12 protein-coding genes and 1 pseudogene are annotated in these 15,116 nt (G+C 70.3%); 7 read left to right on the top strand and 6 right to left on the bottom strand.

The window, feature by feature from the left end:
* Window positions 1–17 precede the first annotated feature (17 nt).
* The 4 genes and pseudogenes from OG936_RS29215 to OG936_RS29230 all read left to right on the top strand — a co-directional run bounded on the left by OG936_RS29215 (window position 18) and on the right by OG936_RS29230 (window position 3,654).
* Window positions 18–1,760: a pyruvate dehydrogenase gene (locus OG936_RS29215; protein WP_406498728.1), complete on the top strand. Its 1,743-nt coding sequence runs from the start codon at window positions 18–20 to the stop codon at window positions 1,758–1,760.
* Between the two features lie 131 nt (window positions 1,761–1,891).
* Window positions 1,892–2,104, top strand: a pseudogene (locus OG936_RS29220) (FAD/NAD(P)-binding oxidoreductase); the annotation flags it as partial.
* Window positions 2,105–2,165: 61 nt separating this feature from the next.
* A complete protein-coding gene (locus OG936_RS29225) occupies window positions 2,166–2,825 on the top strand; it encodes an ornithine cyclodeaminase family protein (RefSeq protein WP_406500652.1) in 660 nt (219 codons plus the stop codon).
* Window positions 2,826–2,913: 88 nt separating this feature from the next.
* Window positions 2,914–3,654 (top strand): GntR family transcriptional regulator, encoded by a 741-nt coding sequence (locus tag OG936_RS29230; protein WP_406498730.1) that lies wholly within the window; start codon window positions 2,914–2,916, stop codon window positions 3,652–3,654.
* Window positions 3,655–3,681: 27 nt separating this feature from the next.
* On the opposite strand, the gene OG936_RS29235 is transcribed toward OG936_RS29230, so the two are convergent.
* The gene (locus tag OG936_RS29235) at window positions 3,682–5,076 is read right to left on the bottom strand and encodes an aminopeptidase P family protein (protein WP_406500653.1); all 1,395 of its coding nucleotides are present in this window, start codon (window positions 5,074–5,076) and stop codon (window positions 3,682–3,684) included.
* Between the two features lie 378 nt (window positions 5,077–5,454).
* Between OG936_RS29235 and OG936_RS29240 the strand changes: the two genes are divergently transcribed.
* On the top strand, window positions 5,455–7,848 hold the full coding sequence (locus tag OG936_RS29240; RefSeq protein WP_406498732.1) for a M9 family metallopeptidase: 2,394 nt from the start codon (window positions 5,455–5,457) through the stop codon (window positions 7,846–7,848).
* 94 nt (window positions 7,849–7,942) lie between these two features.
* On the opposite strand, the gene OG936_RS29245 is transcribed toward OG936_RS29240, so the two are convergent.
* A complete protein-coding gene (locus tag OG936_RS29245) occupies window positions 7,943–8,314 on the bottom strand; it encodes a barstar family protein (RefSeq protein ID WP_406500654.1) in 372 nt (123 codons plus the stop codon).
* Window positions 8,315–8,494: 180 nt separating this feature from the next.
* Between OG936_RS29245 and OG936_RS29250 the strand changes: the two genes are divergently transcribed.
* On the top strand, window positions 8,495–8,923 hold the full coding sequence (locus OG936_RS29250; protein WP_406498734.1) for an ATP-binding protein: 429 nt from the start codon (window positions 8,495–8,497) through the stop codon (window positions 8,921–8,923).
* A gap of 76 nt (window positions 8,924–8,999) precedes the next feature.
* Here OG936_RS29250 and OG936_RS29255 read toward each other — a convergent pair whose 3' ends face one another.
* On the bottom strand, window positions 9,000–10,076 hold the full coding sequence (locus tag OG936_RS29255; protein ID WP_406498736.1) for a DUF2637 domain-containing protein: 1,077 nt from the start codon (window positions 10,074–10,076) through the stop codon (window positions 9,000–9,002).
* Window positions 10,077–10,266: 190 nt separating this feature from the next.
* Window positions 10,267–11,115, bottom strand: coding sequence for a (2Fe-2S)-binding protein (locus OG936_RS29260; protein ID WP_406498737.1), 849 nt, complete (start codon window positions 11,113–11,115; stop codon window positions 10,267–10,269).
* 144 nt (window positions 11,116–11,259) lie between these two features.
* Between OG936_RS29260 and OG936_RS29265 the strand changes: the two genes are divergently transcribed.
* Complete coding sequence (locus OG936_RS29265) at window positions 11,260–12,111, top strand: GntR family transcriptional regulator (RefSeq protein ID WP_406498739.1); 852 nt, start codon at window positions 11,260–11,262, stop codon at window positions 12,109–12,111.
* A gap of 40 nt (window positions 12,112–12,151) precedes the next feature.
* Here the strand turns inward: OG936_RS29265 and OG936_RS29270 are convergent, their stop codons facing one another.
* Together OG936_RS29270 and OG936_RS29275 are read right to left on the bottom strand one after the other, a co-directional pair.
* Window positions 12,152–12,955, bottom strand: coding sequence for a hypothetical protein (locus tag OG936_RS29270; RefSeq protein WP_406498741.1), 804 nt, complete (start codon window positions 12,953–12,955; stop codon window positions 12,152–12,154).
* Window positions 12,956–13,118: 163 nt separating this feature from the next.
* Window positions 13,119–14,891, bottom strand: a complete 1,773-nt coding sequence (locus OG936_RS29275; RefSeq protein WP_406498743.1) for a PucR family transcriptional regulator — start codon at window positions 14,889–14,891, stop codon at window positions 13,119–13,121.
* Window positions 14,892–15,116: the final 225 nt, after the last annotated feature.

Consider the following 15,116-nt stretch of genomic DNA (forward strand, 5'->3'; position numbering starts at 1 on the left):
GGAAAGGTTACGCACCCATGGCCAAGCAGAACGTGTCGGAGCAGTTCGTCGACATCCTCGTCCGGGCGGGGGTCAAGCGCATGTACGGGGTCGTCGGCGACAGCCTCAACCCGGTCGTCGACGCCATCCGCCGCAACTCGGCCATCGACTGGATCCAGGTCAGGCACGAGGAGACGGCCGCGTTCGCCGCCGGAGCCGAGGCCCAGATCACCGGCTCCCTGGCGGCCTGCGCCGGATCCTGCGGCCCTGGAAACCTGCACCTCATCAACGGCCTCTACGACGCGCACCGCTCCATGGCGCCCGTTCTCGCACTCGCCTCGCACATCCCGTCGAGCGAGATCGGTCTCGGCTACTTCCAGGAGACCCATCCGGAGCTGCTCTTCCAGGAGTGCAGCCACTACAACGAGATGATCTCCAACCCGCAGCAGATGCCGCGGCTGCTCCAGACGGCCATTCAGCACGCGATCGGCCGAGGCGGGGTCAGCGTCGTCGCGATGCCGGGCGACATCGCCTCGCAGCCCGCTCCGGAGAAGTCGATCGAGCACGCCCTGGTCACCTCGCGGCCGACGGTACGGCCCGGTGACGCGGAGATCGAGAAGCTCTGCCGCATGGTCGACGAGGCGAAACGTGTGACATTGTTCTGCGGCAGCGGCACGGCGGGCGGCCATGCCGAGGTGATGGAGTTCGCCGAGCGGGTGAAGTCCCCGGTCGGGCACGCGCTGCGCGGCAAGGAATGGATCCAGTACGACAACCCGTACGACGTCGGCATGAGCGGGCTGCTCGGCTACGGCGCCGCCTACGAGGCGACCCACGAGTGCGATCTCCTCATCCTGCTCGGCACCGACTTCCCGTACAACGCCTTCCTCCCCGACGATGTGAAGATCGTCCAGGTCGATGTGCGGCCCGAGCACCTGGGCCGCCGTTCCAAGCTGGATCTGGCGGTCTGGGGCGATGTCCGCGAGACGCTTCGCTGTCTGACTCCGCGGGTGAAGGTCAAGACCGACCGCAAGTTCCTCGACCGGATGCTGAAGAAGCACGCCGACGCGCTGGAGGGCGTGGTCAAGGCGTACACCCGCAAGGTCGAGAAACACATCCCGATCCACCCGGAGTACGTAGCCTCGGTGCTGGACGAAATCGCCGATGACGATGCCGTGTTCACCGTCGACACCGGCATGTGCAATGTCTGGGCCGCCCGCTACCTCTCGCCCAACGGCAAGCGCCGCGTCATCGGTTCGTTCAGCCACGGCTCGATGGCGAACGCGCTGCCGCAGGCCATCGGCGCCCAGTTCACCGACCGGAACCGACAGGTGGTGTCGATGTCCGGCGACGGCGGATTCACCATGCTGATGGGCGACTTCCTCACCCTGGTGCAGTACGACCTGCCGGTGAAGGTCGTACTGTTCAACAACTCCTCGCTCGGTATGGTCGAGTTGGAGATGCTGGTCGCCGGGCTCCCGTCGTTCGGCACGGACAACAAGAACCCGGACTTCGCGGCGATCGCCCGGGCCGCCGGGGCGTACGGGGTCCGGGTCGAGAAGCCCAAGCAGTTGGAGAGCGCCCTCAAGGACGCCTTCAAGCACAAGGGCCCGGCGCTCGTCGATGTCGTCACCGATCCCAACGCGCTCTCCATCCCGCCGAAGATCAGCGCGGAGATGGTGACCGGATTCGCGCTCTCCGCCAGCAAGATGGTGCTGGACGGGGGAGTGGGCCGGATGGTCCAGATGGCCCGCTCCAATCTGCGGAACGTGCCCCGCCCCTGACCGGAGACCGGCGCGGAATCCGGCGCGGAATCCGGCGCGGAATCCGGCGCGGGGTTCGGCCGGACGTCCCGCCGGGTCCGGCCGCACCTCACGCCGGGGTCAGCCGACTGCCTCCCCGGCCGCGCGCTGTGCTGGGCGCCGCCGATACCAGGACGGTGAAACTGCTCGCCCGGGCCGGAATGGGGTGGTGCCAGGGCCGGACGTGCGGATTCGCCGTACGTGAAAGGGCCGGCGCGCACCGCACGGGAGGCGGCACCGCTGAGGCGCCGGAGGGCCCCGACCGGCGCCCGCTGCCCGGCCCCGTGAAACTGTCCAGGCTCGCCGACCTGGCCGACCCCGGATAGACCGACCCGCACAATTCTTCCTTATCTGCTGCTCGACGGTCCCACCCTGCTGCCACTGGCCCTGCTCGACGGAGCCGCGCTTACCACACTGCGCACCCCGGCCGTGTCCGCACTCGCGATCCGCCACCTCACCGGGCCCGTCCTGCGTCACCTGGTCCTCTTCGGAACGGGTCCGCAGGCGTACGGGCACCTCGCCGCGGTGCACGCGGAACGCCGCGTCGAACGGGTCACCGTGATCGGCCGTACCCCGCACCGGGTCGCCGCACTGGTCGAGCACGCCCGCGGGCTCGGCATGGACGCCCGCGCGGGTGAGGCGCACGGGGCGCAGGAGGTTGCCACGGCCGATCTGGTGATCTGCTGCACCACGTCCGCGACCCCGCTGTTCGACGGCACCCTCGTACCGGACGGGGCCGTGGTCGTCGCGGTCGGCTCGCACACCCCGGAGGCCCGGGAGGTCGACACCGCCCTGGTGTCGCGCTCCGCCGTGTTCGTCGAATCGAGGGCGGCGGCCCTGTCGGAGGCGGGCGATCTGCTGATCCCAATGGCGGAAGGGGCTTTCGGTACCGACGACATCACCGGCACCCTCGCCGACCTGGTGGCCGGGCGGAACCTCGGTGGGAAGCCGGCTGTCCGCGAGCGCCCCCGGTTCTTCAAGAGCGTCGGGATGGGCTGGGAAGACCTTGCGATCGCCGCCGCGGTGTACCGGGATTCGGCGCTCTGAGCGAGTTGTCCACAGGCTTGGAACGACGGGCCCGAGCGGAAACCCGCCATTGTATTCTGAGGGCCCGTACGGCGCTGGAGGAACACATATGGCCCGCCTGACGACGCTCAACACCATCTCGGCGCAAGAGCACTTGCGCGACCGGGTGGCGAACGCACTCAGGGCGGCCCTGATCGCCGGGGACCTCCGTCCGGGCGTGATCTACTCCGCTCCCGCGCTCGCAGCGGACTTCGGGGTGTCCGCCACCCCGGTCCGTGAGGCCATGCTCGACCTGGCGCGCGAGGGCCTGGTCGAAGCGGTCCGCAACAAGGGCTTCCGGGTTACGGAGCTGACCGAACAGGACCTCGACGACTTCACCGAACTCCGCGCCATGATCGAGGTACCCACGGTCGGCCGCATCGCCCGCATGGGCAAGGCCAGGCAGCTGAGGGCGCTGCGCCCGCTCGCCGTGGAGATCGTCGACGCGGCAGCCGAGCACGACATCATCGGCTATCTGGAGGCGGACCGTCGCTTCCACCTCGAACTGCTCGGACTGGCCGGAAATCGCAGGCTGGTCGAGGAGGTCGGCAACCTGCGCAAGCGATCGCGCCTCTTCGGGCTCAACCGGCTTGCCGACAGGGGCCTGTTGGCACGATCGGCCGAGGAGCATGTTGAACTGCTCGACCTCGTGATCGCCGGTGACGCACGGGGCGCGGAGAGAGCCATGCTGATCCACATGTCACATGTCAGGAAGCTCTGGGCAGAGGAGGAGGCAGCGGAGGCTGCCGAGGAGGCCCGCATGGGAGACAGGCGGATCAGAAGGGTCACGCTGCCGGCCGCCGAGGCCTGAACCACTGGCCTCGGCTCGACTCGCGGCTCAACTGTCCAGCAGGGCGCCCATCCACTCCTCGACTCCGTCGGCGGAGCGCGGCAGCGCGGACGACATGAGTCGGGCGCCGTCGGCCGTGATCACGAGGTCGTCCTCGATCCGCACCCCGATTCCACGCAGCGACGGGGGCAGCGTCTCGTCGTCGGGCTGGAGATAGAGCCCCGGCTCTACCGTCAGGACCTGGCCGGCTTCCAGCCGCCCGTCCAGATACGTGTCGGCCCGTGCCTGGGCGCAGTCGTGCACGTCCATACCGAGCATGTGGCCGCTGCTGCAGAGCGTGTAGCGGCGGTAGAAGCCGTTGTCGGCGTCGAGCGCCTCATCGGCGGACATCCGCAGCACGCCCCAGTCGTGCAGTCCCTCGGCGATGACCCGCATGGCCGCCAGATGGAAGTCACGGAAGCGCGCGCCGGGGCGCAGCGCCGCGATGCCGGCGTCCTGCGCGGCGAGTACCAACTCGTACACGTTGCGCTGTACGGGAGAGAACCGGCCGGAAAGCGGCAGGGTGCGGGTGATGTCGGCGGTGTAGAGCGAATCCGTCTCCACCCCGGCGTCCAGGAGCAGCAACCGGTCGCGGTCCAGCGGGCCGTCGTTGCGGATCCAGTGCAGAACGCAGGCGTGTGCCCCCGCCGCGGCGATCGTGGAGTAGCCCGGACCGTTTCCTTCCAGCCGGGCCCGTAGATCGAAGACGCCCTCGATCCAGCGCTCACCCCGTGGGTGCCGCAGCGCCTGCGGCAGGCTGCGCACCACATCCTCGAACCCGGCCACCGTGGCATCGACGGCTTGCTGCAACTGCCCGGTCTCCCAGGGGTCCTTGATGAGGCGGAGCTCGCTGAGCACCGCTTCCGGACCGGCCGGAACCGACCGGCCGGGCGTGAACGAGCGCCGGGAAGACAGGAGTTCGTCCACGGACGGGTCTACGCCGCTCAGCACCCTTACCGGGGGCTGCGGCCCGGTCAGCAGCTTCTCCCAGGCGTCCAGGTGCGCGCAGCGGATGCCGGTCATCCGGGTGGCTTCCGCCAGGTCGGGCCTGCGTCCGACCCAGAACTCCCCGTATCTGCGGTCGCGGTAGAACTCGTGGCCGGTGCGCGGTGACCGGGGCCGCAGATACAGCACGGCCTCGTGCCGCTCGTCACCGTCGGGTTCCAGGACGAGGACATGGCCGGCCTGGTCCTCTCCCGTGAGACCGGTGAGCCAGGCGTAGCCGGTGTGCGGACGGAACCGGTGGTCCGTGTCGTTGGAGCGGACCGCGAGCGCGCCTGCCGGGATGACCAGGCGCTCCCCCGGAAAGCGGGCGGCGAGTCGGGCGCGGCGGGCGGGCGTGACGTCGTACGAGGGGACGCGGACGTCCGCCGGGAGCGGGGTGTCCGCCCACGCCGTGCTCATGAAGGCGTCCAGCGCGGGCGACACCGGCAGGTCATGGCTGCTGGTGCGGGGTGCGGAGAGGGAACGGGGCACGGGCATTGCTCCTCATGGATCTGTCGGTGCTCGGGGCCCGGACGCTCGCTGTCTGCGGCTCGAATCCGTTGCTCTGGCGATGAGTTGGCGCGGAGATGAATGTGCGCCAAAGGGCTTCCGAAGAACATGTGACATGTGCCATTGTACAGCGCGCAGAGGGGAGGGGCCGTGTCCATGCCACAACGTGGGCGCACCGCAATCCGGTTCGGCCCCACCCCCGCGCATTCCCCCACAGCCGCGCGTTTGCGCGGTCACCACTCCGCTGGGAGGCGGCACGTGAAGAACCGAACGGTTCGACAGAGATTCATGGGACTGTCCACTGTGGTCCTGGCAGCATGCCTGGGCGTGGGCGTGCTCTCCGCACCGAGCCAGGCCGTTGAGCGGCGCGCCACCGCATCGGCGTCGACCGCGGCGCCCGGTCACTCCCGGACCGCCGACGCCGGTTCGATGCGTACGGGCAACGGAATCGCCGCAGAGCCGGGCGGTCCCTCCGCCGAGGCGCCGACCGCACCCGTCGGCGACGCCGCACACGTCGGCCGTAAAGCGCTCAAGGCCGCCGACCGCCCGCCGATGTCCGCATCCAAGGACGCACTGCGGCGGGACTACGACGACCCCGGCACCGCGCTTCCGAGCCACCTGGCGCCCTCGATGAAGGCCAAGGCCCGAGCCCGGGCCAAGGCCGCCGGTCTCACCGCACCCTCCGGCGGGACCGCGGCCGCGTGCAACGTCAGCGACTTCACCAGCCGCACCGGAAGTGACCTGGTCCAGCAGATCAAGTCATCGACGACCGACTGCGTCAACACGCTGTTCCGCGTCAAGGGCAACGACGGCAGTCTGGCCTTCCGTGAGGCGCAGATGGTCACCGTCGCCAACGCCATGCGCGAGGGATCGGCCGCCTACCCCGGCGACAGCAGTACCGGCATGCCCCAGCTGGTCCTCTATCTCCGAGCCGGGTACTACGTGCAGTATTACGACCCCGACACGGTGGGCAGCTACGGGCCGGAACTGCGTACGGCCATCCAGGGCGCGCTCGACGCGTTCTTCGCCTCTTCGCACGCCTTCGACGTCACCGACGCCAACGGGGAGACCCTGTCCGAGGCCGTCATATTGATCGACAGCGCTGTGGAGAACGCCCGCTACCTGTCTGTCGTCAAGCGGCTGCTGGCCAACTACGACTCCTCGTACAACAGCTCCTGGTACATGGTCAACGCCGTGAACAGCGTGTACACGGTGTTCTTCCGCGGTCACCAGGTGCCGGAGTTCATCGCCGCGGTGGAGGCCGACCCCAGCGCGCTGAACGCCCTCAGCGACTTCGCGTCGCGCCATCTCGACCTGCTGGGCACCAAGCAGTCGTTCCTCGCCTCCAACGCGGGACTTGAGCTCGGCCGCTTCCTCAAGGAAGACTCCCTGCGCCCCAAGGCGAGCCCGTTGGCCGCCGGACTGCTCGGCAAGAGCTCCATCACCGGCCCCACCGCCCCGCTCTGGGTCGGCGTGGCGCAGATGGTCGAGGCCTACGACAAGGCGAACTGCTCGTACTACGGCACCTGTGACCTCGCCCAGCGCCTGAAGAGCGCGGTCCTCCCCGTCAGCCACACATGCAGCGACAGCATCCGCATCCTGGCGCAGCAGATGTCCGCCGAGGACCTCGAGGCGAGCTGCACCAGTCTGCGCAACCAGGACGCCTACTTCCACGACGTCGCCCGGGACAAGGGACCGGTCGACGGTGACCGCAACACCACCATCGAAGTCGTGGTCTTCGACTCCAGCACCGACTACCAGACCTACGCCGGCGCGATCTACGGCATCAACACGAACAACGGCGGGATGTACCTGGAAGGCGACCCCGCTGCGCAGGGCAATCAGCCCCGGTTCATCGCGTACGAGGCCGAGTGGGTCCGTCCCGAGTTCCAGATCTGGAACCTCAACCACGAGTACACGCACTACCTCGACGGCCGCTTCAACATGCACGGCGACTTCGAGGACGGACTGACCACGCCGACCGTCTGGTGGGTCGAGGGCTTTGCGGAGTACGTCTCCTACTCGTACCGCAAGGTCAACTACGACGCCGCCGCTGCCCAGGCGGCGAACCACACCTACACCCTGCGGACCCTGTACGACACCACCTACGAGAACGCCGACCAGACCCGAGTCTACAACTGGGGCTATCTGGCCGTCCGTTACATGCTGGAGTCCCACCGCGGGGACATCGACACGCTCCTCGGCCTCTACCGCAAGGGTGACTGGGACGGTGCCCGCACTCTGCTCACATCGACCATCGGCGACCGCTACGAAACCGACTGGGACACCTGGCTGACCGCCTGCGCGGCCGGTGGTTGCGGCACCAGCACCAACCCGCCCACCGATCCCGCGCCCGAGTGCACCGGGAGCGACACCAGGGAGCTGGGCCAGGACTGCAAGCGCAGCGGGCTGGCCCACACCCGGGACAACTACACCTACCTGTACATATACATTCCGGCGGACACCGCGCAGCTGAAGATCACCGCTTCGGGTGGCACGGGCGACGCCGACCTCTACTACGGTGCGAACGGCTGGGCGAACACCGGCAGTTACACCGAGCGGGCCGTCGGTGCCGGCAACGAGCACACGCTGACCATCGACCACCCCGTGGCCGGATACAACTACATCAGCCTCCACGGCGTCGAAGACTTCAGCGGCGTGACCGTCTCCACCAAGTACTGAGCACCAGTACTGAGTGCCTTCGGTCACACGACAACGGCCGGCCGGCAGAGCGGTGGTCCCGCTCCGTCGGCCGGCCGTACCGTACTTCGGCGGCTCACAGCAGCCGCAGCCCGCCGGGCCCCAATCCGTTCGTCAGGGTCTCCACGAGCAGGTCGAACAGGGTCGGCCCCCGCCCCGCCAGGGCGTCGTCCAGCCGTCGTCGGACCGCCGGTCTGTTGGTGGGGTGCACCCGGTCCAGGCTCTGCCGCAGATAGCGTGCCGTCTCCGCATGACCCAGGGCCTGTGCGGAGACCGTGTGGTCCCGCCACTCGAAGACGAAGTCGTCGTCCGGTGTGCCCATCCCGCCGCTGAGACAGTCCGCGAGCGCGTCGAAGTTGCTTGCGAAATACCCGCCAGGGCCGTTCACCGCCTCGCCGATCGGAAGTTGACCGGAGGGGCGCACACGTGACGCCGATGTGTCCGGGATCGGCAGGCCGTTTCTGCGCGCCTGTTCACTTATTGATGAGTCGACAAGCGTGGCGGCCGGTCTGTGGGGCATGCATCCCCGTGGAGATGTTCCGCGAAGGCGTTCGGCGATACGGCGAACAGGGGGCGATTCACGGTGCAGTCGGGGGAAATGATGAAGCGTCGGAAAGAGGCCGATTCCATGGCGGACGGGCCGGCTCACGAGCCCGGGGCGCAGGGGCGGCAGCCGGTCCGGCTGCATCGTCGACTGGCCCGTACCGATCTGGCGGCCGTAAGCGAAGCGCGGCGTGCGTTACGGGAGTTCCTGCGCTACCGGTGGCAGGACGAGTCGGCCGAGGTGGCGGAGCTCCTGCTCAGCGAGCTGGTGACCAACGCGCTGATCCACACGAGGCACGGCGCGGTCGTCACGGTGAGCGTGGCGCCCGCCGGACTGCGGGTGGAGGTAAGGGACTTCGTGTCCGGGCTGCCCCCGTCGTACGTATCGGACGCCGACGACGGTACGCACGGCCGGGGGCTGTTCCTGGTGCAGAGCCTCGCGGACGCCTGGGGGGTCGGCGCACACGCGCTGGGCAAGGTCGTCTGGTTCGAACTGCACGGCGAGAGGCCCTGAGAGCCCGGAGAAGACCGGGCCGTCAGGGCCTCTTGCAGCGGATCAGCGCATCCATGTGGACAGGTGGATCAGTGGATCAGCCGAACTGCTGCTCCAGATCCTTCAGCTTCCGCTCCAGCGAGTCGAGCCGGGGCAGTGCCTGGGTGTCGTCCTCGGCGGTGAGGTCGACGGTGACCGGATCGAGCGCGTTCCGCTCAGGGGTGCCGGTGTGCGGACCCGTCACGGCTTGCAGGGACGGCCGGGGCCGCAAGGGCAGTTGCCCCGGCTCGGATCCGGCGGTCTCCACGGCGGACTGCGCGGAGGCCGACGTCGGGGCGATCGCCTGGATGTCCACCTGGGTGCCATTCCGGCCGACCCGGCGCCAGGCGCGGTTCTGCCGGTTCAGCGCCTTGATGTGGGCTCGGTCCAGCTTCTCCTGGTCCTTCCTGCGGAGACGGTTCTGCTCCTTCTCCCGCCGGTCCTCACGTACGTCCTCGACCGCTTCGTCCAGGGTGCGTACGCCCTCCAGCAGCATCAGCGACCAGGCGCCGAAGGTCTCCCGGGGGGCGCGCAGCCACCGTACGATCCGGATCTGCGGCAGCGGACGGGGCACCAGGCCCTGTTCGCGCAGCGCGGCCCGGCGGGTCTGCTTCAGTGCCCGGTCGAAGAGCACCGCCGCGGAGAGCGACATCCCCGCGAAGAACTGCGGGGCGCCCGCGTGGTCGATGCCGCGCGGCGCGTGCACCCAGTTGAACCAGGCCGCGGCGCCGGCGAACATCCATACGAGCAGCCGTGAGCCCAGCGCCGCGTCACCGTGGCTGGCCTCGCGCACCGCGAGTACGGAACAGAACATCGCGGCCCCGTCGAGGCCGAACGGGACGAGATATTCCCAGCCCCCGGTGAGGCCGAGATTCTGCTCGCCGAAGCCGACGAGCCCGTGGAAGGAGAGCGCGGCGGCGACCGCCGCACAGCAGAAGAGCAGGATGTACGAGGCGGTGGCGTACAGCGCCTCCTTGCGTCTACGACGCTCCTCGCTGCGTTCCCAGCTGTCTTCGGCAGCGGAATTGTCAGCGGCGCGCTTGCCGCGTGCGACCACCGCGACCGCCGCCAGGACCCCCACGAGCAGCACGGCGCCCGGAAGCAGCCAATTCAGCGATATGTCGGTCAGTCTCATGCGCGGTCCCTTGCGTCGCGTAGGGCATTTCGGGCGCCATAATTGCCGAAACCCCGTCACTCTCTGGGGGTTTCGGGGCAAGAGAACGCCATTGGGTGGCAGGGCATACGGATAGCCGGGATCTGATCGAATATCCGTACGCGGCCGATGATGTGCGTTCGAATAGTACTACCCGTGCAGGTGGTGTGAATCAATGAGTGGGCGTCAGTTTCCGTACCCGGTCCGCGTCACAGGTGCGGGGGCACGTGACACAGGTGTCCTCGGGGCGCAGCGTGTAGAAGAGGCAGCAGCTCGTCCGGTCGCGGGTGGGCAACGACCCGCCGTCCGGCCCGGCCAGTTCGCGGAAGCCCGCCGAGCCGACGAACGGCTTCGTGGTGCCGGGCAGGAGTGCCTCCAGCTCGGCCATCGCCCGTCGCTCCTCGCCGAGGAGATGGGCGATGTACCAGAGGCCCTCGACGATTTCGTCCGTCGCCATGCCCCACAGCGCCCGTCGGCCGCGCCGCATCCGTGGTCCGAAGCCGTCCAGCACCGGGCCGATGTGGTCGGCCACCGCGGCGAGCACCTCGGCCCGCAGCGCAGCCTCGTCGAGGACCACCCGGGCGCCCGGCAGCCCGGCCGCGGGATCGTCCGGAAGGCAGGCGAACTCCCGTACGCGGACGGTCAGATGGCCCAGCGCGCGCTGGAATGCCACATCGCCGACGGCGATCCGTGGCACCCGCCGGTACAGGAACCACGGCACCGTCACCAGCAGGCAGGCGGGCCAGGCGTACCGGTGCAGCCCGAAGCCGGCGACCACATCGGGACGGGCCTGCTGTCCGTGGTCCCGCACCACCTGCGCGTGGTCCCAGGCCAGGAAGGCGTCGAGCGCGGCACCACCGGCCGCGAGCTCCTCCGCGCCCACCCAGCCGGCGCCGCGGGGCGCGGCGTCATCGTCCGTCAGCACCTCTGCGCGCAGGCCGGGGAAGACCTCGGCCAGACGCGTGTACGCGCCCGTCACGGCGGACGCGGTGGTGCCGGGGAGCAGGGCGGGGAGTGTCATGCAGGACCACCGAATCGCGATCGTTTGCAGGTAAGCCTTACCTTACCCGAACGGGTCGATGTTTGAACTGCGGTCTGCTCCGCCTATCGTGCACAGGGGCATGGCGCACGCGAGCCGTGCCCGCGGCAGGCCGAGGAGGTCCGAGTGGAGCAGGGCAGCGCGCGAGGGCAGGCGCGACCGACGTACGCGTCCGTCGCGTCCGCGACCACCCCGGCAGCCGTACGCGTACCCGAACAGCCACGCGGCGAGCAGGCGCGTGGTGCGGAGACAGACAGGGAACAGCCGCGCGAGGACCAAGCACGCAGGGAACAGGGACGCACGGACCAGGCGCGTGGCGAGCACACCCACAGCGAGCCGCCCGCCCCGCGCGTGGCGGTGCAGCGGCACTCCGTGCGCGGCCAGATCCTCGACGCCCTGCGCGCCGCCCTGGTCGACGGTCAGCTGGTCCCGGGGCAGGTCTACTCCGCACCGGCTCTCGGCGCCCGCTTCGGGGTCTCCGCGACCCCGGTGCGCGAGGCGATGCAGCAGCTTGCCATCGAGGGCGCCGTCGAAGTCGTACCGAACCGCGGATTCCGGGTGTCCCAGCGCGGCCCGCACGAGCTGGCCGAGCTGGCCGAGGTACGGGCGCTGATCGAGGGCCCCGTCATGCTGCGACTGGCCCGCACCGTACCGCCGGCCCGCTGGTGCGCCCTGCGCCCGCTGGCCGACGCCACGGTGACGGCCGCCGCCGTGGGCGACCGGGCGAGCTACGCCGAGTCCGACCGGGCCTTCCACGGCGCGGTCCTCGCGCTCTGCGGCAACGAGCAGCTGGTGATGGTCGCCGACGACCTGCACCGCCGATCCCAGTGGCCCCTGGGGAACAACCCCGTCACCCGCCGCGCCGACCTGCTCGCCGACGCCGTCGAGCACACCGCCCTGCTCGACGCCCTCATCGCCCAGGATCTGACCGTCGTGCAGTCGCTCGTACGGGAACACTTCAACGGCGCCGAGAGCTGACCGAACGCCGGCCCCCGGGGCTCGGCATCTGTCCGGCGGATCAGGGCCGTAAAGAACCCTCCTGGTTCGCCTCGGCCGTCTCCGGCGGCGGGTCCAGATGCGGGGCCAGCCAGGTCGGTACGCCCCCGAGCAGCCGGAAGAGCCGGCCCGCCTCGGCCCGCAGCCGGGTCGCCGCCTCCGGCTCCGGTTCCGAGTCCGCGAGGGCGATGAGGGCCGGAGCCGTACCGATCAGATAGCCCAGCTCCTCCCTTATCCGCAGGGACTCGGCGAAGCCGTGCCGGGCCTCCGCGAGCTCGCCCTCGCGCAGGGCCAGCAGGGCGAGATGGCGCCAGGTCGAGGAGAGCAGCAGGGCGTCGCCCTGAGCGGTCGCACCGGCGTGAGCCCTGCGGTACGCGGCGCGCGCGGCCTGCGGCGAGTCGGCGATGTTCTGCGCGATCAGGCCCCGGCGGAAGTCCAGCAGCGGGCGGCTCGGCGCGGACGGGGTGAGCAGCGCGGCGGCCCGGCTCAGGGCGACGCTGGCCTCGTCGGCCCGGTCCCGTACCCCGAGGAGCGTCGACGCGTACGCCAGATGACCGCGCTCGCAGGCGGCCGCACCCCGTTCGGCGTCGTCGTGGGCCAGCGCCTCGGCGGTGCGCAGCGCGTCCTCGGCGTCGGTCCAGCCCTGCCCGGTATACAGGCACCGTTCGGTCAGCAGGGCCGTCCGCTGGAGTGCCGCCGCCGGATCGGTGGCGGCGTCGGGTTCGAGCAGCGCGGCGGCGTCCGTCCAGCAGGCGCGTGACCGCAGCCGCCATACCGCTGTCTGGAGCGGCGGATCGTCATCTGCTGTCGTTCCGGAACCAGACATGGCGGTATGCGCCACATTGCCCTCCCCGAGCGCGCCATCGAGCTGTTGAGTCTGGCCGCATCTCAGCACGGATTGGCACGCCGGGCCAAGGGGTCGGGGCAATGTCAGGTGAAAGTTTTCACAAACGGCGGGACCTGCCGGGAGCCGCGGCAGGTCCCCGATGTCAGCTCATACGCAGGGCGAGGAAGAAATCGAGCTTGTCCTCCAGGCGCGAAAGATCACGCCCCGTCAACTGCTCGATTCGCCCGACCCGGTAGCGCAGCGTGTTGACGTGCAGATGGAGCCGGGACGCGCAGCGGGTCCAGGAACCGTCGCAGTCCAGGAACGCCTCCAGCGTCGGGATCAGCTCCGCGCGGTGGCGCCGGTCGTAGTCGCGCAGCGGGTCGAGCAGCCGTGCGGTGAACGCGCGGCGCACGTCGTCCGGGACGAACGGCAGCAGCAGGACGTGCGAGGCCAGCTCGTGATGGCCGGCCGCGCAGACCCGGCCGGGACGGGCCGCCGCCACCCGACGGGCGTGCCGGGCCTCCTCCAGGGCGCCGCGCAGGCCTTCGGGTGAATGCACGGCCGCGCTGACACCCAGTGTCAGCCGGTCGTCGTCGGCGAGGCCCGCGGAGAGCGGTTCGCGGACGGCGGCGAGCAGCACGTCGGCATGGAGCGCGCAGTCCTCCTCGACGGGTGCCGCGTCGGCGGCGGAGTCGTGGGCCGGTGCGGGCGCGGTGACGGCGGGCAGCGGTACGAGGGCCACCGCCTCGTCGCCCGTGTGGGCGACCGCGATCCGGTCCGCGGAGTCGGAGCCGGTGACCGCGGGGTCGACCAGGATCTCCTCCAGCAGCGCCTGGGCGACCGGGCCGCCCGCGACGGCGAAGCCGGGGCCCCCGGCCGGGGTGCCCGCGACGGAGCCGGACGGCCCGCCCGGGTCCGCGGAGCCCTCCGCGCCGCCCCACTCGACCCGCGCCACCACCACCTGCCAGTGCGGCGCGGCGCCGAACCCCGGCAGCAGCACCGGGGCGGCGACCCGCAGCCGGGCGGCGATCTCGGCGGGCGGGGCGCCCGTCTGGACCAGCTCCAGGACTTCCTGGGCGAGCCTGCGGCGTACCGTACGGGCGGAGTCGCGCCGGTCCCGTTCGACCGCGATCAGCTGGGTGACGCCGTGGAGCAGATCCAGCCGGGCGGACGGCCAGTCGCTCGCGTCCGCCTCGACCGCGAGCAGCCAGTCGGAGAGCACCGACTCGCGCACATCCCGGGAACCCGGGAGCGCGCCCCGCCCGGTGTTGCGGATCGGGAAGAGCGAATACGTGGTGCCGCCGACCGTGGTCCGGTGCGGGGCCGGGCGGCCGGTGCGGGTGGCGGCCAGGTGGTGGCCGGCGAGCGCCGCGCCCACCGGTTCGGCCAGCGGCGCGTCACCGGCGCCCGCGATCAGCCGGCCGGTGGGGGAGAGCACCCAGGCATGCAGGTCGAGGTCGGAGCCGAGCAGATCGAGCACCACCTCCGGGCCGCCGCCCGCCGGACCCGAGGTCATCAGCCTGCGGTGCCGGTCCACGACCGCGGCCAGATCGCCCGCCCGCTCGCCGGACACCTGGCGCACCACATGCTCGGTGATCGTTGCGAACGCGACGGTCTCATGGACGGCGAAGAGCGGCAGCCGGTGCTTCGCGCACGCCTCCACCAGATCGACGGGAACATTGCCGAGCTCCGCCTCGCCCGCCGCCAGCCCGGCGACCCCGGCGCCCGCCAGGATCCGTACGAACGGCTCCGAGTCCGTCGCGTTCCGGCGCCAGGCCAGGCCCGACAGGACCAGCTCACCGCCCGACAGATAGCGGCTGGGATCCCGCAGGTCGGTGGTCATCACCCCACGGACGGTCCTGTCCAGCTCGTCCTCGCCGCCGAGCAGCCGCAGGCCCAGCGCGTCGGTCTCCAGCAGTGCGCGCAGCCGCATCTCGTCGCCGCCGTCTCTTTCGTTGGTGCGGGTGAAAACTGGTTATTGCGGTGAGGTTACTGATCCCCGCCATTCGTTCGAATCTACAAGACGAGGAGATCGACCAGCCAACTCCTTCATGGTTTCGGTGACTGCACCAGGTGGGGCACGGCTTGTGTACTTGGCCCCACACCGCGTTAACACATATGAACGACCAGTCGAGGGCCGGCCGTGCCCGAGGGCCTG

The sequence above is a fragment of the Streptomyces sp. NBC_00846 genome (assembly GCF_045207325.1).
Classification (GTDB): Bacteria; Actinomycetota; Actinomycetes; order Streptomycetales; family Streptomycetaceae; genus Streptomyces.